The organism is Pseudoalteromonas sp. AS71, from assembly GCF_038900275.1.
In the GTDB taxonomy this organism is placed as follows: domain Bacteria; phylum Pseudomonadota; class Gammaproteobacteria; order Enterobacterales; family Alteromonadaceae; genus Pseudoalteromonas.
Genome location: NZ_JBBMQZ010000006.1, coordinates 1 through 20,806 on the forward strand (window position 1 = coordinate 1; position 20,806 = coordinate 20,806).

The 20,806-nt window shown below is 38.7% G+C and carries 19 protein-coding genes; 11 read left to right on the top strand and 8 right to left on the bottom strand.

Annotated features, from left to right (window positions below):
* Positions 1 to 188: 188 nt before the first annotated feature.
* The 3 genes from WNY98_RS05795 to WNY98_RS05805 all read left to right on the top strand — a co-directional run bounded on the left by WNY98_RS05795 (position 189) and on the right by WNY98_RS05805 (position 2,307).
* The gene (locus WNY98_RS05795; RefSeq protein WP_342877362.1) at positions 189 to 716 is read left to right on the top strand and encodes a VC2046/SO_2500 family protein; all 528 of its coding nucleotides are present in this window, start codon (positions 189 to 191) and stop codon (positions 714 to 716) included.
* A gap of 180 nt (positions 717 to 896) precedes the next feature.
* Entirely contained in the window at positions 897 to 1,199 is a 303-nt protein-coding gene (locus WNY98_RS05800; protein WP_002961433.1) for a DUF6172 family protein, read from the top strand.
* A 190-nt stretch (positions 1,200 to 1,389) separates the two neighbouring features.
* A complete protein-coding gene (locus tag WNY98_RS05805) occupies positions 1,390 to 2,307 on the top strand; it encodes a diguanylate cyclase (RefSeq protein ID WP_342877363.1) in 918 nt (305 codons plus the stop codon).
* Positions 2,308 to 2,377: 70 nt separating this feature from the next.
* Here the strand turns inward: WNY98_RS05805 and WNY98_RS05810 are convergent, their stop codons facing one another.
* From WNY98_RS05810 to WNY98_RS05820, 3 genes are all read right to left on the bottom strand, one after another.
* Positions 2,378 to 2,857, bottom strand: a complete 480-nt coding sequence (locus tag WNY98_RS05810) for a YchJ family protein (RefSeq protein ID WP_342877364.1) — start codon at positions 2,855 to 2,857, stop codon at positions 2,378 to 2,380.
* 29 nt (positions 2,858 to 2,886) lie between these two features.
* A complete protein-coding gene (locus WNY98_RS05815; RefSeq protein WP_342877365.1) occupies positions 2,887 to 3,330 on the bottom strand; it encodes a SulA-like leucine-rich domain-containing protein in 444 nt (147 codons plus the stop codon).
* A gap of 297 nt (positions 3,331 to 3,627) precedes the next feature.
* On the bottom strand, positions 3,628 to 4,092 hold the full coding sequence (locus WNY98_RS05820; protein WP_007583707.1) for an SEL1-like repeat protein: 465 nt from the start codon (positions 4,090 to 4,092) through the stop codon (positions 3,628 to 3,630).
* Between the two features lie 118 nt (positions 4,093 to 4,210).
* Here WNY98_RS05820 and WNY98_RS05825 point away from each other — a divergent pair, with 118 nt between their 5' ends.
* A complete protein-coding gene (locus WNY98_RS05825; protein WP_342877366.1) occupies positions 4,211 to 5,503 on the top strand; it encodes an NCS2 family permease in 1,293 nt (430 codons plus the stop codon).
* Between the two features lie 72 nt (positions 5,504 to 5,575).
* On the opposite strand, the gene WNY98_RS05830 is transcribed toward WNY98_RS05825, so the two are convergent.
* On the bottom strand, positions 5,576 to 6,334 hold the full coding sequence (locus tag WNY98_RS05830; protein WP_182715834.1) for a hypothetical protein: 759 nt from the start codon (positions 6,332 to 6,334) through the stop codon (positions 5,576 to 5,578).
* Positions 6,335 to 6,658: 324 nt separating this feature from the next.
* Here WNY98_RS05830 and cysB point away from each other — a divergent pair, with 324 nt between their 5' ends.
* The gene (gene cysB, locus WNY98_RS05835) at positions 6,659 to 7,636 is read left to right on the top strand and encodes an HTH-type transcriptional regulator CysB (RefSeq protein ID WP_002961670.1); all 978 of its coding nucleotides are present in this window, start codon (positions 6,659 to 6,661) and stop codon (positions 7,634 to 7,636) included.
* Positions 7,637 to 7,712: 76 nt separating this feature from the next.
* On the opposite strand, the gene WNY98_RS05840 is transcribed toward cysB, so the two are convergent.
* The 3 genes from WNY98_RS05840 to pabB all read right to left on the bottom strand — a co-directional run bounded on the left by WNY98_RS05840 (position 7,713) and on the right by pabB (position 11,131).
* Entirely contained in the window at positions 7,713 to 9,089 is a 1,377-nt protein-coding gene (locus WNY98_RS05840) for an L-serine ammonia-lyase (protein ID WP_342875026.1), read from the bottom strand.
* Between the two features lie 101 nt (positions 9,090 to 9,190).
* Positions 9,191 to 9,766 (bottom strand): CoA pyrophosphatase, encoded by a 576-nt coding sequence (locus WNY98_RS05845; RefSeq protein WP_076924093.1) that lies wholly within the window; start codon positions 9,764 to 9,766, stop codon positions 9,191 to 9,193.
* 6 nt (positions 9,767 to 9,772) lie between these two features.
* Complete coding sequence (gene pabB, locus WNY98_RS05850) at positions 9,773 to 11,131, bottom strand: aminodeoxychorismate synthase component I (protein ID WP_197185969.1); 1,359 nt, start codon at positions 11,129 to 11,131, stop codon at positions 9,773 to 9,775.
* Between the two features lie 155 nt (positions 11,132 to 11,286).
* On the opposite strand from pabB, the gene WNY98_RS05855 reads away from it, so the two are divergent.
* From WNY98_RS05855 to WNY98_RS05875, 5 genes are all read left to right on the top strand, one after another.
* Positions 11,287 to 12,813, top strand: a complete 1,527-nt coding sequence (locus tag WNY98_RS05855) for a fumarate hydratase (RefSeq protein WP_007375888.1) — start codon at positions 11,287 to 11,289, stop codon at positions 12,811 to 12,813.
* A 427-nt stretch (positions 12,814 to 13,240) separates the two neighbouring features.
* Positions 13,241 to 14,281: a Glu/Leu/Phe/Val dehydrogenase gene (locus WNY98_RS05860; RefSeq protein ID WP_024590806.1), complete on the top strand. Its 1,041-nt coding sequence runs from the start codon at positions 13,241 to 13,243 to the stop codon at positions 14,279 to 14,281.
* A gap of 184 nt (positions 14,282 to 14,465) precedes the next feature.
* On the top strand, positions 14,466 to 15,104 hold the full coding sequence (locus WNY98_RS05865) for a chloramphenicol acetyltransferase (protein WP_342877461.1): 639 nt from the start codon (positions 14,466 to 14,468) through the stop codon (positions 15,102 to 15,104).
* A 167-nt stretch (positions 15,105 to 15,271) separates the two neighbouring features.
* Positions 15,272 to 16,096, top strand: coding sequence for a M90 family metallopeptidase (locus WNY98_RS05870; protein WP_076924099.1), 825 nt, complete (start codon positions 15,272 to 15,274; stop codon positions 16,094 to 16,096).
* Positions 16,097 to 16,201: 105 nt separating this feature from the next.
* A complete protein-coding gene (locus WNY98_RS05875) occupies positions 16,202 to 19,381 on the top strand; it encodes an amidohydrolase family protein (protein ID WP_342877367.1) in 3,180 nt (1,059 codons plus the stop codon).
* A 136-nt stretch (positions 19,382 to 19,517) separates the two neighbouring features.
* Here WNY98_RS05875 and WNY98_RS05880 read toward each other — a convergent pair whose 3' ends face one another.
* On the bottom strand, positions 19,518 to 19,859 hold the full coding sequence (locus tag WNY98_RS05880) for a hypothetical protein (protein WP_002961684.1): 342 nt from the start codon (positions 19,857 to 19,859) through the stop codon (positions 19,518 to 19,520).
* Between the two features lie 150 nt (positions 19,860 to 20,009).
* Between WNY98_RS05880 and WNY98_RS05885 the strand changes: the two genes are divergently transcribed.
* Positions 20,010 to 20,762, top strand: a complete 753-nt coding sequence (locus WNY98_RS05885) for a Nif3-like dinuclear metal center hexameric protein (protein ID WP_342877368.1) — start codon at positions 20,010 to 20,012, stop codon at positions 20,760 to 20,762.
* Positions 20,763 to 20,806: the final 44 nt, after the last annotated feature.

The window sequence follows — 20,806 nt, forward strand, 5'->3', positions numbered from 1 at the left end:
GAGCTGGATTCGAACCAGCGAAGGCTGAGCCGTCAGATTTACAGTCTGATCCCTTTGGCCGCTCGGGAACCCCTCCAATGCAACGGCGCTGATAATAGCAAATTGCGTATTTAAGTAAAGAAAAAAGCTAAAGAAAATTGAAATAAAGCCGATAAATATCTATCAGTTACCACAATCGGCTAAAGACTATGCAAATAGATGATTTGTTAATCACAGAGAGTCAGTTAAACAGTAGACTCAATAATAGTGTGCATGAAAATCGCCGTGGCGAATTTGCACTATTATTAGCGATGCTGTCACATGACGCACTCGACTTTAGTCAATTTCATTTACCAAAAACTGAAATAGATAATTTAGTTATAGAAGAAGAGGCGTTAAGAAAGCAATTTGGCGCAGGTCCAAAGCAACTTTTAGCCCCTGATGAATATAATATGTTGGTTGGACAATTTAATGCTTCACTAATATCTAAAGAAGGAGAGCGCTGTGGTATGACAAGTATTAAGCTAAGACAATGCTTAAGCCCTGAACCACTTGCTATTAGAAATGATGATAAGCATATTCCACTTAATATAATAGATAACTGTGAGCTTGCTGTCAGAAGAAGAATTAAAAGCGAGCAAACACAACTAGCTAATCCTCCTATAGATGCAGCTGCTTTTTACGACAGCCTTAATAATGATGCGATACATCAACCACTTCAGCTTATTGCGGTGTGATATATGATTGTAATAATCATCAGTTAATATATGCTTTATAACGGGTCTGCTTTATATATTTGCTAATAATTGATTTAATGAAAAAAAAAGCATCCAAAAATTAAATGCAATTGCTATAATGGCGTCAAATGGTATGACATGAAATGCCATTATCATTAAACCAAGGTAATTAGGAACGTAATGAAGAAAACATTCACGCTAAATCACGAGAAAATCAAATACCCTCGTATGGTTGATGCTGCAAAGCACGAAGTGAAAAAATATTTGAAAAGAGAGCGTAATAAAACGCTACCTGAAGATGCTGACTATTGGGCATTTGACTGTAAGTTTGGTAACACAGCTGAAGATGCGCAAGTTGTGCACGTTGCTGAATTAAGTAACCAAATTGGCGAGATTGAAAAGCAAGGTTTGACCTCTTTCTATGTAGAGATTTTAGCTCGACCTGCTCAACGTCAACAGTTAGATTTAGATGATGACGAATAACATTTAATTTAATTAAGTGTTCGAAGTTTTAAAATGAGCCCAAGTGGCTCATTTTTTGTTTTTATACTTTAAAAGTTTCCGATGGACTAATTCTTATTGGTAATTAAGTAGTAAGCACTTTATTAACATTTGCATAACAAAACGTAGTGCTATAGGGTGTATTTAATTAATAAAACAAAATAGTTGTATCATGCCGATAAATTACTCTGACCATCAATTAATATTAAGCTTGAAGAAATCTAAAGTGCTTGTAGTTGATGATCAGTTATTAAGCTTAATTGTATTAAAAAAAATCTTGTCTGAGCATTTTAATGTAGCAACAGCTGGAAGTGGTGAGGAGGCAATTGAAATTTGTAATGCAGATGTACCCGATATAATTCTACTTGATATTAATATGGGTGGAATGAGCGGTATTGAAACGTGCTTAAAATTAAAAAATAATACTGAAACACAAGATATCCCCGTCATTTTTGTTACATCCTTTGAAAACGAAGAAAGGGAGTGCTGGGAAGCTGGAGCTGTTGATTTTATTAAAAAGCCAATTAATACAGAAACATTATTTAGGCGAGTTCGTGCACATATAACATTGAAATTACAGCACGACTTATTGAACCAAAAAGTATTTTTAGATGATTTAACTAAAGTGTTTAATCGGCGTTATTTTGATGCACACTTTAGTAAAATGGAGCGAAGTGCTTTACGAGAAAAAGTCGACTATGCGCTCTTACTCATCGATATAGATTACTTTAAGCAATACAACGATCTTTATGGTCATGTGCAAGGTGATATAGTTTTAAATATTGTTGCACAAACTATTACTAATAGTTTACAAAGGCCAACAGATTTTGTAGCGCGTTATGGCGGCGAAGAGTTTGTAGTTGTTTTACCTCATACAAGCACTGAAGGTGCAATTTGTGTTGCCGATAAAATCAAAAAGAATATAATCGACTTAAAAATCCTTCATAAATATTCAGAGTACGGGCTTGTTACCATTAGTATTGGCGGTTCAACGTTACAACCTTACGAAAGTAATAAAAATACGTTGCAGATCGCAGACGAAAAAATGTATGAGTCAAAAATGCAAGGGCGCAACAAAGTGTGCTTTTAAGCTGAGCTAGTTAATAAAGCTCGTGATGCTTAAAAACACTTTGTAGGTAATAAATGATCAAGTAAAATTATTACACACTATGACATTTTTTATACTTTTTAGTGCTACCGCACGGGCAATCATCATTTCTGCCCACTTTAATATCTTCAACTGGGTATATAGTGCCATCTAAATAACGCCACTTGGAATCTTCTTTAATAAACTGCGACTTTTCGTGAAGTTCACAAAATAAGTTTTGATAAAAATATTGGGCTTTAAATTCTACATTGCCAATGTCTTCATCATAGCTTGAACTAATTACATCAAGATTTATAAATCGACAACTGTTAGCAAAATCATTGATTTCTTTAACAGGGTTTTCAGCTTGTTTTTCTTCAGCGTAGGTCTGATAAACATATTTTGCATTTTTAAAAACATAAGCACTAAATCGTGAGCGCATAAGCTGCTCGGGAGTGTCAGCTTGCTTAACAGATAAGTGAAGCGGCTCGCAGCAATTGGCATAATCGTGCCCACTGCTGCAAAAACATAATGTGGTATTGAGTGAGGTCATAATAATAATACAGAGTCTAAAACATTAGTTTAACAAGCTTGTTGGGCGAGTGGTATCTCTGTTGTTTGAGCATTTTTAGTAAAACAGTATAGTTTTGTATTCGTTTTACTCAAATCGAACGATAGATTAGTAAGTAATTGGTTATTAACTATATCGGTCCAGGTAATTACCGCTGCAAAATTTCCGTTATGTAATGCAGAATTTAATACATACTCTAAATTTACTAGGTGTTTTTGCCTAATTACTAAGAGTTTACTTGTATCAATTGAGCATGAATCAAGTAAAGCTTTACTCGGTACATGGTCTGGAGCAATTAGTAACGTCCAAGCATTAGAACTATTGTACTGATGTAATACTTTTAAAAGCTCAAAGGTCGCTGAAATCTCATCTTCAATTTGAATCAAATTCACGCAATCGCTTTGCTCATCTTGTTGGTAACTTTTAACTGTTCTTACGGTAATAGGCTGTAACATAATTTCACTCACTGGGTTTTTATACAGTATCCATATACAGTAGTTTATACAGTGCTTTCGTGCAAGCATTTTATGCTATTTATTTGTACAGTTATTCAGCTTTTGATCATTGTTTTTATTTTTTAATTTATAATTCTTTATTAATCAGCTTGTTATGGAGTTGTTTTTGAAAGGGGATTCTAAAAATAAATTTTTTAGTCGTGTCTTCATTACTGGTTTTTATACTGTATAAGACTATTACTACAACCATATACAGTACTTTAAAACACTGTATACAGTACTTTTTCCATAGTTAGCCTATGTGTTTTCACTCGTGCGAGGGATCATATGAGAAAACTGAAGTTGGTGGATTTGTTCGTACAAACTTGCTGCGTAACATTGAGCATCTTTAAATCGCTTAGTTTCGATATGTTTGCGTATATCTGTAACTGCTGCAGTGGCAGGTGCGTACCCTTGGCTACTTGCTAGGCTTAACCAAGCTACAGCATGAAATACACTTTGTGGTACGCCTTCACCTTTCACAAAAAATAAACCTAAATAAAACTGTGCTCTATGGTTTCCTGCCATTGCAGCAAGGCGCATCCATTTTGCAGCCAATGGAGCTTGATTATTTTTTAAATAATATAGGGCTTTATTTAACGTACTTTGTTCATCTTTTTTATTATCTACGGGCACAGAGGTATTTTCGGGTTGAGTAACAAAACCTAAAATATTATCTAGCTGTTGCTCTAAGTCTTGCTCACAAGGTGTTGTTTTAAGCATATTGGTTCATTTATTATTTTAACTACTTTAACAGTTTAGTATATAGCAAGGTAAAATGTCCTGTAAAAGATAATTTTTATGTTAAAATCTCGCCACTTTTTACTATCACAAGTTTATTATGTTCGAAGCCTTATTTAAACTGAGCGAAAATAATTCAACAGTTAAACGCGAATGCGTTGCTGGCCTAACTACCTTTATAACTATGGTATACATTGTATTTGTAAACCCGGCTATGCTCGCAGAGGCAGGGATGGATCAAGGGGCTGCATTTGTAGCGACATGTATAGCAGCTGCGATAGGCTGTTTCATAATGGGTTTATGGGCTAATTATCCATTAGCATTAGCGCCGGGTATGGGGCTAAATGCCTTTTTTACTTATGGTGTCGTATTAGGGATGGGCTATACCTGGCAAGCCGCGTTAGGGGCTGTATTTATGTCGGGTTGTATATTTTTGTTTTTAAGCTTATTTAAAGTCAGAGAGTGGATTATTAATGCCATACCTCTGGTGCTCAAGCGAGCAATCGCAACGGGTATAGGTGCTTTTTTAGCATTAATTGCCCTTAAAAATGCAGGCATTATTGTCTCAAGCCCGGCAACATTAGTGCAGTTGGGCGATATTACTTCTCCAGGACCGTTATTGGCTATATTAAGCTTTTTTGTAATTGCAGCACTTTTATACCGCGACTTTAAAAGTGGCGTGCTTATTAGTATTTTATTAGTGACTGGTATTGCTCTAAGTTTTGGGCTTGTTGAATATCACGGCGTTATGGCTATGCCACCATCAATAATGCCTACTTTTATGCAGCTAGATTTTGCAGCCGCTTTTGATATATCAATGATGAGTGTTATTTTTGCTTTCTTGTTTGTCGATCTTTTTGATACTTCGGGTACGTTAGTTGCTGTAACTCAAAAAGCAGGTTTAGCTGATGAAAAAGGTAACATGCCTCGTTTAGGGCGCGCACTAAGTGCTGACAGCTCAGCAACAATTGCAGGTGCGATGCTAGGCACGTCTACGACTACATCGTACATAGAATCGGTTGCTGGTGTATCTGTTGGCGGACGTACTGGCTTAACGGCTGTAGTTGTAGGTATTTGCTTTTTACTAATGATGTTTTTTGCACCGCTTGCACAAATGGTACCGGCATATGCAACGGCGGGCGCCATTTTATATGTCGCTGTGCTGATGCTGCAAAACTTAAAGTTTGTAGATTGGGATGATATGACCGATGCAATTCCCGTAACGGTTGTGTTGCTAATGACACCATTAACGTTCTCGATTGCGCACGGTATTGCGCTTGGCTTTATATCTTACACCGCGGTTAAAGTATTGTGTGGTAAGCAAGATCAAGTCAGTATTAGTGTTTGGATATTAACAGCCTTGTTTGTTTTCAAGTTTGCATTTTTGTCTTAATGGCTAACGAAAAATAAAAAAAGCCTGCACAAATTTAATTTGTGCAGGCTTTTTAATGCTTTTATAAAAACACTACCATTTCTTTTTCGGAGCAAACAATATATCTAAGTCGTCTTGCTCTTCTTCTGTTTTCTTTTTAAGTGCGCTTGCATTAGAAGCTCTTAGTTCAACACTAATTGCTTCTAAGTAACCTTCAACTTCTTGGCGTTTTGTTGTTACATATTCATCGGTGTATGTAACTGCATTGAGCGTTGCCTGTGCTTTTTCAAAATACTGTCTTGCTGAGCCAACCATACTCGCTGAGCGGGCAGATAAGCCACGTTTTATTTGGCTTTCGATATTAATACGCAGTTGTAGTTTTTCAAGACGTTTATCTTCTAAAACAAAAACTTGGCTATCAATACGACCTTTATTATGTTCAGAGCGTAAAATTGAGCGTAATTTTTTAATGCCCTGAATTAAGCCTACAAGTTGCTTGTCATTACTCGGTAGCGTTAAAGCTTCACTGCTATTATCTTGAACGGGATTAGATAAGTGCGTTTTCGCTTCACTTAAGCGGCTTTTGAGTGCTTTGGATGTTGGCGAACTAGTAACCATCGTGTTTAATGCTTCGTAAATACGGCGTTGCAATACACGGATTATATTTTCAGAAAGAGGTATATTGGCACTATTCATTAGTGCTTCTTCTGTTTCTTCTATTATAGCTTTTTGTTTTGTTAGCTCTTTGCGGCGTTCCGCTTCTTGTTTTTCTTTGTGTTGTTGTACAGCACTTACCCAAAGTGCAATCACAATCAATGCAACTATAAGCACTATTATAATAGAAACGATCATGGTGTAATTCTCGGATATATAACCTAATTATTTAATCTTACATTAAATATACGTTAACAGGGTAGCTTTGCGCCGATTAACTTAAAAAATACACCAAAAAATTGATAGGTTGAGCTCTTTATAAACCGTAGTCATCCTAAGGGCTTATAAACTAAAGCTGAATAAACATCGCTACCTGAAGCATATTTATTATGCTAGCCTTGAGCTCTAATCAGATAATTGCACACCTAAAGACCTAAAGTGATATTTTACGCAAATAACACTTGGTTTTAAGCGGTATTGCCTTTATAAATAATATGAATAATAACGTTAAAATTTGCAGCCATGAAATTACAACAACTCAGATACATCGTAGAAGTACAAAATCATAAATTAAATGTTTCAGCGACTGCTGAGAGTTTATTTACCTCGCAGCCAGGAATTTCTAAACAAGTACGCATGTTAGAAGATGAGTTGGGTGTACAAATTTTTGGTCGCAGTGGTAAACATTTAACGCATGTAACCGGTGCTGGCGAAGATATAATTAATATTTCTCGTGAAATACTCTCCAAAGTAGAAGGTATTAAAGCCGTTGCTAATGAGCATACGCTACCTGATCAAGGTAAGTTAAATATTGCCACAACACATACCCAAGCCCGTTATGCTTTGCCTAACGTTATTCAAGGGTTTATGAAAAAATATCCTGCGGTATCGCTTCATATGCACCAAGGTACTCCACAGCAAATATCGGATGCTGCAGCACGCGGTGATGCCGACTTTGCTATTGCAACAGAAGCACTGCATTTGTATTCAGATTTAGTTATGCTGCCTTGCTACCATTGGAACCGCAGTATTGTTGTTGCTAAAGACCATCCTCTCGCTAAAAAGGCAAATAGTTTAACTGTGGCTGATATTGCCCAGTATCCACTTATTACATATGTATTTGGTTTTACGGGGCGCTCAGAGTTAGACAAAGCATTTAGCGCACACGGACTTGAACCACACATTGTGTTTACAGCAACCGATGCTGACGTTATAAAAACATATGTACGTTTAGGGCTAGGAGTAGGTGTTGTTGCGTCAATGGCGATAGATCAAGTGAGCGATACCGATTTAGTGTGTATTGATGCAAGCCACTTATTTGAAGCAAGCACGACCAAAATTGGTTTTAGAAAGGGCAGCTTTTTACGTACCTATATGTATGATTTTATTGAACGTTTTGCACCGCACTTAACTAAAGAGCGCGTAGAGAGAGCAAGTTTGCTACGTAACCAAGATGACGTAGATAAGTTATTTGCAGATATAGAGTTACCCGTTAAATAAGGTGATTGCATTGAACGAACAATAAAAAAGCTGTCTATTTTAAAATAGACAGCTTTTTCTCTTTATAGCGAGCTGATTAACATTCGATAATATTAACTGCTAATCCACCGCGAGCGGTTTCTTTGTATTTGGTTTTCATGTCGTTGCCGGTTTCAAGCATGGTTTTAATCACTTTATCAAGTGATACCTTTTGCTCGCCACTGCCACGAATAGCTAAACGTGAGGCATTAATTGCTTTAATCGCGCCCATTGCATTACGTTCAATACACGGTACTTGTACTAAGCCTCCAACAGGGTCGCACGTGAGGCCTAAATTATGTTCCATACCAATTTCTGCTGCGTTTTCTACTTGCACAACATTGCCACCAACAATTTCTGTTAATGCGCCTGCAGCCATAGAGCACGCAACGCCCACTTCACCTTGGCAACCTACTTCAGCACCCGATATAGAGGCATTCTTTTTATATAAAATACCAATAGCAGCAGCCGTTAATAAATAACGGGTAGCTATATCGCGGTCTACTTCTTTTACAAATGTGTGATAGTACATAAGCACAGCTGGTAAAATACCCGCAGCACCATTAGTTGGTGCGGTAACTACACGGCCACCAGCAGCATTTTCTTCGTTAACTGCAAGGGCAAATAAATCAACCCAATCCATTGCACGAAGAGGGTCGTTACTTACTTCTATATTTAGTTTTAAGTATAAGCTAGGTGCCCGGCGTTTTACTTTTAAGCCGCCAGGTAAAATACCTTCGGTGCGCATACCACGGTCAATACAAGCCATCATTACTTTCCAAATATGGAACAGTGTGTCTTTTACTTCATCTTCTGTGCGCAGTGTTTTTTCGTTTTTCATCATCAAGCTTGAAACACTAAACCCAGACTCTTTACACATCTCTAGCAGCTCTTTTGCGCTACCAAATGGAAAGGGGGCTGGGTTTTCTTCTCTTATATCGAGTGCCGCCTGTTTTTCGTTTTCAAACTCTTCGTCAGTAACAATAAAGCCACCGCCAATAGAGTAATATACTTTGCTGTAAACTTTTTTGCCGTTGTTTGAGGCAATAATTTCCATTGCATTAGAATGCTTAGGCAGCGTTTTGCGACGATGAAAAACAATAGCACCTTGTTTTGGAAACTTAGCTTTGTGTGTTTGGTTTAAATAAATAACCTGATCTTTTTCGATAGTTGCTAAAATATCGTCGACTAAATCGGCATCAATTGTTTCAGGGTCATAACCGGCTAAACCAAGAATTACGGCTTTACCCGAGCCATGGCCAACACCTGTTTGACCCAAAGAGCCATAAAGCTCTACTTTAATATCGGTAACATTTGCTAATAATTGTTGTTCTTGTAGGTCATTAACAAATAAGCGTGATGCGCGCATTGGGCCAACGGTGTGTGATGACGAAGGGCCAATACCAATGCTAAACATATCAAATGCACTGATCATAATGTGTGTCTCTACTTTGTTTTATCAGCACGAAGCTGCTCTTTGAACGGTCGAGCATGATAACGTGGAATTGTGATTGTGTAACTACTAATAACGAAGATTTAAACTGGTAAGGCGAGTTGTTTTGTAAAGTTTTTTATAATGCTTGCAGTCGCACCCCAAAGTAAACCATGTGGCGTTTTAAAACCTTGCAAAATAACCGTTTTCCCAGAACGTTGAAAAGGTAAGGGTTGCCAGTTAGCTTCGTTATTTAACTCAGTGACAGAGAGCAAAAAGCTCGCTTGTACTTCATTATAGTCATTTTCCCAGGTGGTGTCTTTTTTGAGTAAACCCACATAGGGGCTAATACTAAAACCCGTTAAGGTTGAATACTCAGGTAAGTGACCTAATACATTAACGTTGCTTTGGGCAATATTTAGCTCTTCTTTTAGTTCGCGAAGTGCTGTGGTGCGAAGGGTAATGTCGCTTACTTCAAATTTGCCTCCGGGCAAACAAATCTCTCCAGGGTGATGGTGTAAATAAGTAGGGCGTTTACACAGTAAAATATGTGCATGGTTATCTATATCAATAATTGGCAGCATAACAGCGCTAGCGCGCTTTTTACGTGTGTCTTTTAACTGATTTGGCGCAGCTGTAGGGCTTAACAGAAACCGCGCCGTAATGTGTTCACTATTCAAAGCGACCTACTGTTTTAATAAAGGGAGGATTTTATTTACTTTATCGTAAGTTTCTTGATATTCCAATTCGACTTTAGAATCAGCCACTATTCCGCCACCCGCCCAGCAGTAAATTTGCGCTTTGTGGCACACCAAGGTGCGAATAGTGATACTCGTATCCATATTGCCACAGGCACTTAAATAACCAATTGAACCACAGTAAATACTGCGGCGATGCGGCTCTAATTCTTCAATTATTTCCATCGCTCTAATTTTGGGTGCACCGGTTATTGAGCCACCCGGAAAAGCCGCTTTTAGCTGATCGACCGCTGTTTTACCTTCATCAAGTTCTGAGGTTACCGTGCTTACTAAATGATGCACTGCCGGAAAGCTTTCAATAGCAAAAAGGGAAGGGACGTGAACGCTGCCAGGTTTTGCTACTTTGCCTAAGTCGTTACGTAGTAAATCAACAATCATGACATTTTCAGCGCGATCTTTAGCTGATGCTGCGAGTATTTGCGCTTGGCGTTGATCCTCTAGTGCATCTGCTTTTCGCGGTAGCGTGCCTTTAATAGGTTTGGTTTCTACAACGTTATTATTTACAGATATAAAGCGCTCAGGAGAAATTGATAAAATAGCTCCTTGAGGGTGATTTATAAAGCTTGAAAACGGTGCTTTATTTGCTTCACGCAGTTTAATATAAGCAGCCCAAGGGGAGCCTTCAAACTGAGCGTTAAAGCGCTGCGCTAAATTAATTTGGTAACAATCGCCACTTTTTAAATACTCCTCAATTTGAGAAAATTTTGCAGCGTACTCCGTTTCGCTCATATTTGATTGCCAGTCGCTGTTTAGGGCAAAGGACTGCGTATTAACTTGGGAGTTAACGTGTGTATTTAAATATTGCTGATAAAGCGCTAATCGATCGGTACTTGGCTGCGATACATAAAACCAGCTTTGTTGCTGCTTGTCGTAAATAAGGGCATCTAAGTAAAGGCCAATAGCCATTTGGGGAAGATTAATGTCTTCGATAGCACGAGTAGGGATGTTTTCAATTGTACGGCCTAGGTCGTAGCCAAAGTAGCCAAGCCAGCCGCCGTTAAAGGGTAAATCGTAACCGGCTTTTGTTTTATCAAGATGCGAAAGCTCATTATTCATAATTTCAAAGCAGTTATCACTACTTTCTATATTATTTAAAAAGCTTTTATTATTTTTTACTTCAAGGGTACTTTGCGGCTCAATGGCAATAATATCAAAACGGCTGTTTATATGATTACTATTTGCAGAATCTAATAGAATTGCATAAGGCAAATGTGAAAAATGGGCAAAAACGTCAATGCAGTTTTGTGTTATGCCTAATTTAATACAATTTTTTTTATTGTTTAGCATTTACTGCCCCTTTAAGAACTGGCTCGAAACGGGCTGGGAGGGTATCATAAGTCAAATTTTTTGGCAGCACTAAGCTGCAAAAAACAGTGCAAACCACCGTCACCGGTTTGATTTAGATTACGCGACAACGCGTAACGGTAACTTAAGGAACCACTATGAGTACAATTTGTCAGCAAGACTTTATTGATAGCATTGAAGATGCATTGCAATATATTTCGTTCTATCACCCACTTGATTTTGTTCAAGCGCTCGAAAAAGCGTACAACAAAGAACAAAGTAAAGCGGCTAAAGACGCCATTGCACAAATTTTAATTAACTCACGCATGTCGGCTGAAGGCAAGCGTCCACTTTGCCAAGACACCGGTATTATTACCTGTTTTGTTAAAGTAGGTATGGATGTTAAGTGGGATAAAACAGATTTAACCGTTCAACAAATGGTTGATGAAGGTACTCGTCGTGCATATTTGAATCCAGATAACCCTTTACGTGCATCTATTGTTGCAGACCCTGCTGGTACGCGTAAAAATACTAAAGATAATACGCCTTCGGTTGTGCATATTGATTTAGTAGCGGGTGGAAAAGTAGAAGTAATGGTTGCGGCTAAAGGCGGCGGCTCTGAAAACAAAAGTAAAATGGTTATGTTAAACCCGTCAGATGATGTTGCTGCATGGGTAGAAAAAACACTACCAACAATGGGTGCTGGTTGGTGTCCGCCAGGCATGCTAGGAATAGGTATTGGTGGTACGGCTGAAAAAGCGGCAGTAATGGCTAAAGAGTCGTTAATGGATCCGGTTGACATCCATGAACTAATGGAACGCGGCGCAGAAACAACTGAAGAAAAACTGCGTTTAGAAATTTTTGACCGTGCTAATAAATTAGGTATTGGCGCACAAGGCTTAGGCGGTTTAACAACGGTTGTTGATGTTAAAATTAAAACAGCACCAACGCATGCAGCTTCAAAACCTGTAGTAATGATCCCAAATTGTGCGGCAACACGCCATGTACATTTTACACTTGACGGTTCTGGTCCTGCTAATTTAAAAGCACCTAAGCTAGAAGATTGGCCACAAGTAACATTTGAAGTGGGCGAAGGCACACGTCGTGTTGATTTAAATACACTGACTAAAAAAGATGTTCAAGAATGGAAAATGGGTGAAACCGTTTTACTTTCGGGCACTATTTTAACAGGTCGTGATGCAGCGCATAAACGTTTGCAAGATATGATCAACTCAGGTGAAGGTTTACCTGAGGGCGTAGACTTTGATAATAAATTTATTTATTACGTTGGACCAGTAGACGCGGTACGCGATGAAGCAGTTGGTCCTGCTGGCCCTACAACAGCCACTCGCATGGATAAATTTACCGATATGATGCTAGAAAAAACAGGCATTGTAGGCATGATTGGTAAAGCTGAACGTGGCCCTGCAACGGTTGAGTCTATTAAAGAGCATAAATCTGTTTATTTAATGGCTGTAGGCGGCGCAGCTTACTTAGTATCTAAAGCGATTAAAAAAGCACGCGTAGTTGCTTTTGAAGATTTAGGTATGGAAGCTATTTATGAATTTGAAGTAGAAGATATGCCAGTGACCGTTGCAGTAGACAGTGAAGGCGCCAATGCGCATACACAAGGCCCTGCAATCTGGAAAGCTAAAATTGAAGAGCTTGATAGCAAGCTAAAATAACGTACGTTATGTTTTTAAAAAGCGAGCCTAGTGCTCGCTTTTTTGTTTTTTAAATAGAGTTATTAGTAAGTTTACAGCTCTGACCAGTTAACGAAAAAGCTCACCTTTTACTGAAAACCTATAGGCAGCAGTACGTGGCGGCCAAGTCGCACTTGTATATTAAACTTTACACGCAATAGTGGTGTTACGTTCACGTAAACGTAAATTGGTGTGGTTCTTATGTTTATAGTTTTTAAAACTTACAAATAACGATTTTGTGAATTTTTTATCTATACAATAGTTTTAATCCGGTTATTTAATTTAAGCTCGATGTTTTCATTGGTTTTATCTTCTGCGAGTATAGCGAACTCGAATATGAAATGATAAAGTCTCGGCAATTTCCAGCGCGCATACCCTCTCATGGGTTAACTATTTCGGAGTATTTTAAGTGGCTGTGTTTAATCGAGTTGAATTTGATAACCATGAACAAGTGGTTTTTTGTTCTGATGAAGAGTCGGGTTTAAAAGCAATTATTGCTGTACATAATACTAACCTAGGTCCTGCAGTTGGCGGATGTAGAATGTGGGATTATGCGAACGACGAAGATGCCGTTTATGACGTGCTACGTTTATCAAAGGGCATGACTTATAAAAATGCAGTTGCGCGCTTACCATTTGGTGGCGGTAAATCTGTCATTATTGGTAATGCAAAAGAAATTAAATCTGAGCAGTTATTTCGTGCATTTGGTCGCCAATTAGAGCGATTAAATGGCAGTTATTACTCAGCAGAAGATGTAAACATCACATGTGCTGATGTAGCTATTATGAATAAAGAAACTAATTACGTACTGGGTCTTGAAGGTAAAAGTGGTAACCCATCGCCATTTACAGCATACGGTACGTTTTTAGGAATTAAAGCAGCGCTACAGCATCAACGTGGCCATCAAAATTTTGCAGGCGTAAAAGTGGCTGTTCAAGGTTTAGGTGCTGTTGCTTATGGTTTATGTAAGCATTTAGCCGATGCGGGTGCTGAGCTGTTTGTAACTGATATTAACCAAGCTGCAATTGATCGCGTAGTTAATGATTTTGGCGCGACAGCAGTTGGTATTGACGAAATTTACGACTTAGATGTTGATGTTTATGCACCTTGTGCATTAGGCGCAACTATTAACGATTTAACGATACCGCGTTTAAAAGCGACTATTATTGCAGGCTGTGCTAATAATCAGCTGGCAGAGTCTCGCCATGGTGAAGTTATTCGTGAAAAAGGCATTTTATATGCACCAGATTACGTAATTAACGCCGGTGGTATTATTAATGTTTATTACGAAACAGCGCCAGAAGGTTACAGTGCAGCAGCGTCTAATAAACATGTTGAAGGTATTTTTAATACGTTAACGGAAATCTTTGCCCGTAGCGAAAAAGAGCAAAAATCAACGCATTTAATTGCTGATGAATTAGCGCAAGAGATCATTAAAAACGGTCTGTGAATTTTAGCTAAAATGTAATAAAGGTGTGCAATTGCACACCTTTTGTTTATCAGTAAGTTAGGGTTTGTTGATCTTTGCGGATTTAATCTTGAAAGATTAACAGGCCTAATGCAATTATTACTGAACAGCGGTACACTTTATTTTTAATTTTGTGCGGCAAATTATGACTCCCTCAACTTCTCTCATTCAGCCTATCGATTTAGATAATTGGCCTCGAAAGCAACACTTTGAATTATTTAAAAACTTTTCTCAGCCTTATTTTAACGTGTGTGTGCGTTTAGATGCTCAAGCACTGTACGACTATTGTAAAAACAATCAATATTCTTTTTTTCAAGCGTATGTATATTGCACCTTAAAAGCGTGCCATGAGTACGACTCAATAATGCTACGTATTATAGACAGTAAGCCATGGCTACTTAACAGTGTTCGCGCAAGCGTGGTGGAGCTTGCTGAAAACGATACATTTGTTTTTAGTTATTTTAATAGCACGGGCGAGTTTAAAGAGTTTGCAGAACATGCAAGAGATGTAAGCACAAAAGCGAAATTACAGCCGTTATTTTCTGATGCGTTTGCCCAAACGGAAGGGCAGGCAGACTTAATTCATATTTCTGTTTTGCCGTGGCTGAATTTTAGTGCGTTTTCGCATGCATTTAGTGAAGGTGAGAGCTTAGGTATTCCTAAATTTGTATTTGGTCAGTTTGATAAACACACCGGCACAATGCCTTTAGCTATTGATGTACACCATTCATTAATGGATGGTTTGCACGTAGCAAAGTTTATAAACACATTGCAGAATACATTCGACACCTTTTGCAAAGTTTAATCTTAAAAGTCACCATTTTAACGGTAGTGCAAAGCAGTAAGTAATTTATAAGTAGTTTATAGGTCATACAATTCGAATTACTTTATATTTAAATACAAACCTCATATGCTTGAAATACATGTGTGCCGGACATATTTATATACCATACCTTAGCTCAGGAAATACCCATGATAAATGGACTGTTAATTGTTGTTTTAATTCTTTTTGTGGTGATTTTCTGGCGCTGGCCATCAATTCAAAATAGATTATGGCGCAGTAAATATAAAGACTTTGCTTTAAATTCGCAGCAAAAAGATATTTTACTGCGTTGCATGCCCATCTATAAAAAAATGACCGACGCTGACAGAGATAAATTAGAGCGACATATTACGTGGTTTTTAAACGAAAAACGTTTTGTCGGTTGTGATGGCTTAAGGTTAACGTCTGCAATGAAGCTAATTGTTGCCGCCGATGCGTGTGTATTAGTGCTTAATAAACCGTGGCCGTTATATAGAAATGTAAAAGAAATTTTATTATACCCAAGTGCTTATTACGCTCCGCAATCAACTCGCGATAGTGCAGGACTTGTGAGTTACCATAATACGGTAAGGTTAGGTGAGTCTTGGCCAGGCGGCACGCTTGTACTTAGTTGGCATGACGTGCTTGAGGGGAATCGTTTACCAAGTGATGGACATAACCTGGTATTTCATGAGTTTGCGCATCAACTCGATCAAGAAACAGGTAAGACCACAGGCACACCCATTTTAAAAAGCTCAGCAGATTACAAAGAGTGGGGCCGAGTATTTAGCCGCGCTTTCACCCAGTTAAAAAGTCATGTTGCTTATAGCATGCCGCATGTTATTCACAGCTATGGTGCGACTAACGAAGCTGAGTTTTTTGCTGTACTCACCGAAACCTTCCTCGAAAAACCCGCAGAGCTTCGCCGATACGATCCTGAAATTTATAGCATGTTGGTGAATTACTATCAATTTGACCCTATTGTTTGGCATTAAACCTACATAAACCGCGCTTTATCATATAACGCTGGCAAGTTGCGTTTGTTTTTGTTGCAATCATGTGAAATAGTTTTTACTGCAACAATAACAAGCGAGAAACGCATGAAAAAAATGCTTCATACAGTATTGGCGCTGTCGGTGTCATTAGCGATAGGGCAGGTAAATGCCGCTGAAAAAGATGAACAAAAATGGCAAGTAGATTCACCTAAAGGACAATTTGTTGACGCTGCAATTAGCGTTGAGCAGGGCACATGGATGAATATAGATATCAGCCCTGATGGTAAAACCGTGGTGTTTGACTTACTTGGCGATATTTATACTATGCCAATGAGTGGCGGTACAGCTACAAAGCTCACCTCTGATATTGCATGGCAAATGCAACCACGCTTTAGTCCTAACGGCAAAAGTATTGCGTTTACTTCCGATCAAGGGGGTGGCGATAACATTTGGATAATGGACTTAAATGGCGAGAACCAACACGCTGTTACTGACGAAACCTTTAGATTACTAAATAGCCCTGCATGGAGTCCTGATGGCGACTACTTAGTTGCACGTAAACACTTTACAGCTAGCCGCTCATTGGGTGCGGGTGAAGTGTGGTTGTACCATAAAGCCGGTGGCAAGGGCGTGCAGCTTACAAAACGCGAGAACGATCAAAAAGATTTAGGTGAGCCAATGTTTTCACCGGATGGTCGTTATGTATACTTTTCACATGATGCAACACCGGGTAAAACCTTTCATTATTCAAAGGATTCTGTAGCGGGCATTTATAAAATTAAGCGCTACGACCGTGAAACAGGTGAAATTGAAACCATAATCGATACTATGGGCGGCGCAATTAGGCCTACACCCTCACCAGATGGTAAAAAGCTTGCTTATATAAAGCGTGATGATTTTCAAACAAGCCTCTATTTATATGACTTAACTAGCGGTGAGCACACTAAACTTTACGATAAGCTTGAGCGAGATATGCAAGAAACATGGGCTATTCATGGTGTATACCCAACTATTGCATGGACACCCGATAACGAAGAGTTAGTATTTTGGGCTGGTGGTACAATTCACAAGCTAGATGTTGCAGAAAAATCCGTTAAAACCATTCCTTTTAAAGTGCAAACAAGTAAAAAAATTCAAAAAGCAGTGCGCTTTACACAAAACTTAGATACTGATGAGTTTGACGTAAAAATGCTGCGTAATGTGCAAGTAAGCCCAGATGGCGAAACGGCAATTTTTGAAGCGCTAGGACACATTTATAAACGCGATTTAGAGTCAGGTAAAATTAAGCGTTTAACAAAACAAACTGATCATTACGAATTATTTCCGCAGTATTCCCGCGATGGTAAAAAAATAGTTTACACCACATGGGATGATAACAAACAAGGGTCTGTAAGAGTGGTTTCTGCGCGCAGTGGTCGCGGCGATACAATTACTAAAGAGCCAGGTAAGTATGTAGAGCCTACGTTTAGTCCAGATGGGAAAACGGTTGTTTATCGTAAAGCCACGGGGGGGAGTATTTTAAACCCTAAGTGGTCACTTAATCCGGGGGTTTATAGTGTAAGCGCAAAAGGCGGTAAAAGTGAGCTTATTTCAAAAAGTGGTTATCAACCACAATTTGGAGATGCAAACGATCGCGTTTTTATAATGAGTCCTTGGCCAAAACCAACGCTAAGTGTGGTTGAACTTGAAAGTAAAAAAGTTCGCAAACTATATGAGTCAGAGCATGCTACAGAATTTAGAGTATCGCCAGATGGCAAATACCTAGCTTTTGCTGAGCGATTTAAAGTATTTGTAACGCCGTTTGTACAAAGTGGTAAAACAATTAATATTGGGCCTAAAGACAGCCAATTTCCAATAGAGCAGTTATCGGTACGTGCTGGTGAAAACATTAGTTGGAGCGCTAAGAGCAACACGCTTTATTGGACATTAGGGCCTGAACTTTATCATGCAAGCCTTGACGGTATGTTTGCTATTAACAGCGCAGACGATAGCGATTTTAAAGTTAAGAGTGGCGAAAGCATTGGCTTTAGTAAAAAAATGGCTGAGCCAAAAGGTATGATTGCGCTTACTGGCGCAAAAATTATTACTATGGATGGCGAAAAAGTTATTGAAAATGGTGTAATTATAACTAATGGCAAGCATATTAAAGCAATCGGCACGACCAGCGATATAAGCATTCCTAAAGGTGCTGAGGTTATTGATGTAACAGGCAAAACAATTATGCCTGGTATTGTTGATGCTCATGCACATGGCTCGCAAGCAAGTAACGAAATTATACCTGAGCAAAACTGGAAAAACTTTGCAGGTTTAGCGCTAGGTGTAACTACAATTCACGATCCATCAAACGATACCTCTGAAATATTTACCGCAAGCGAAATGCAAAAGGCAGGCATGATTGTTGGCCCGCGTATTTTCTCAACGGGTACTATTTTATATGGCGCAAATATGCCAGGTTATACGTCGCATATTGACTCGTTAGACGATGCTAAATTTCATTTAGAGCGGCTTAAAAAAGTAGGTGCATTTAGTGTTAAGTCGTATAACCAACCTCGTCGTGAGCAGCGCCAACAAGTTATTGAGGCAGGTCGGATGCTTGAAATGATGGTCGTCCCTGAAGGTGGCTCATTATTACAACATAACTTAAGTATGATTGTAGATGGACACACAGGTATTGAGCATTCAATCCCTGTAGAGAACATATACGACGATATAAAGCAGTTATGGTCGCAAAGTGATGTTGGTTATACACCAACGCTTGTAGTGGCTTATGGTGGTATTTGGGGTGAAAATTACTGGTACGATAAAACTGATGTGTGGAATCATCCGCGTTTAAGTAAGTTTGTGCCTAAAAACCAATTATTACCACGCTCTATGCGCCGCATTAAAGCGCCCGATCATCACTATAATCACTTTAATAACGCACGCGTTGCAGCTGAGCTGCAAGACCTAGGTGTTTTAGTTAACTTAGGTGCTCACGGTCAGCGTGAAGGCTTAGGTGCACACTGGGAGATGTGGATGTTTGCACAAGGCGGAATGACGCCGCTTGAGGCAATACGTGCTTCAACACTCGATCCGGCTAAGTATTTAGGGCTTGATAAAAACGTAGGCTCGCTTGAAGTGGGCAAACTGGCTGATTTAATGGTTATAGATGGCGATCCGCTTAAAAATATTCGAGATTCGGATAAAGTAGATTACACCATGATTAATGGTCGATTATTCAATGCAGAAACGATGAATGAAGTGGGTAAAAAAGCACGCCAATCACTTTACTTCGAAAAGTTATAATTTATTTTGATCTTTTGAAAGCGGCTACATAGCCGCTTTTTTTAGTCTTACTCAACTTATAAGCTTTATTTTTTAGTAAATAACACCCATAAAAAAACCGCTTAACGCGGTTTCTTTTAAAAATCATAAATGTTGATTAAACAACACCGCGCGGTAAGCGACAGTCATGATCTTTACGAGCTAAAATTACAATCCAAAGTTCTTCCGCTGTGTAACCTTCTTCGTTTTCGGTAACAACAGTGAATGGCGCTTTTTTCTGTGCTTTAACCGGCGCAGCTGCTTTTGGTTTTTTCGTTTTAGTTGTTTTACCAGAGTTTAATTTTTTAGTAAGCTCTGCTACGTCAGCTAGGCGTAAATTTTTACCGCCATCAATGCTGTACCAACCAGGTTTAGTTGTGATTTCAGGTTTTTTACCATTGGCAGTTTCGTACGCTGCTTCAAAGGCAGATAACACTTCTGTTTTGTCTAGTTTGCTCATCAGAGACCCTATACGTTGTGAACACAGATAAAGAAGAGGTATTTATACCTATTTTAAAACAGTTTTTCAATTTTTTGCGATTTTCCTTCCATTTTAGGGCTATAAACGCCAAAATTTGCACAAAATTCAGTGCTAAGTAAGGTAAGTTATATGCAACGTAGAGAATTTAACCAACTCCTAAATGACATTTTGAAACCTCATTTAATAAAAGATTTTTGCCCAAATGGCTTACAGGTCGAAGGTAAAAACGAAATTAAAAAAATTGTGATGGGTGTAACCGCAAGTCAAGCTTTAATAGAAGCTGCCATTGAGCAACAAGCAGATGCTATTTTGGTTCATCATGGTTTTTTTTGGAAAGGGGAATCTCAACCAATAACGGGTATGAAAAAGCGTCGCATAGGCGCGCTACTAGCAAACGATATTAATTTATTCGGCTATCACTTACCACTCGATATTCATCCAGCAGTTGGCAATAACGCGCAACTTGCAAAGTTATTGGATATTGAAATTGAAACAGGGCTAGAGCCAACTTCAAATAGCGTAGCAATGAAAGGGCGTTTAAAAACACCATTAAGTGGTGAAGATTTTGCAGATAAAATTGCAAAAGTGCTTAATCGAACCCCGCTCACAAGCTTAGTACGCTCAGCTAAAATAGAAACCATTGCACTGTGTACTGGTGGTGGGCAAGGATATATTGACTTAGCAGCAGAGCAGGGCATTGATGCTTATTTAACGGGTGAGGCATCGGAGCAAACAATTCATAGTTCTCGTGAGCAAAACATTGATTTTTTTGCTGCAGGGCATCATGCAACAGAGCGCTATGGTGTAAAAGCTCTGGGTGAGTTACTTGCTCAAGAGCATGGTTTTGATGTGACATTTATAGATATAGATAACCCAGTTTAACTAGGCTATCTATTAGTTAACCTGAACTCTACTTGAGGTAGATT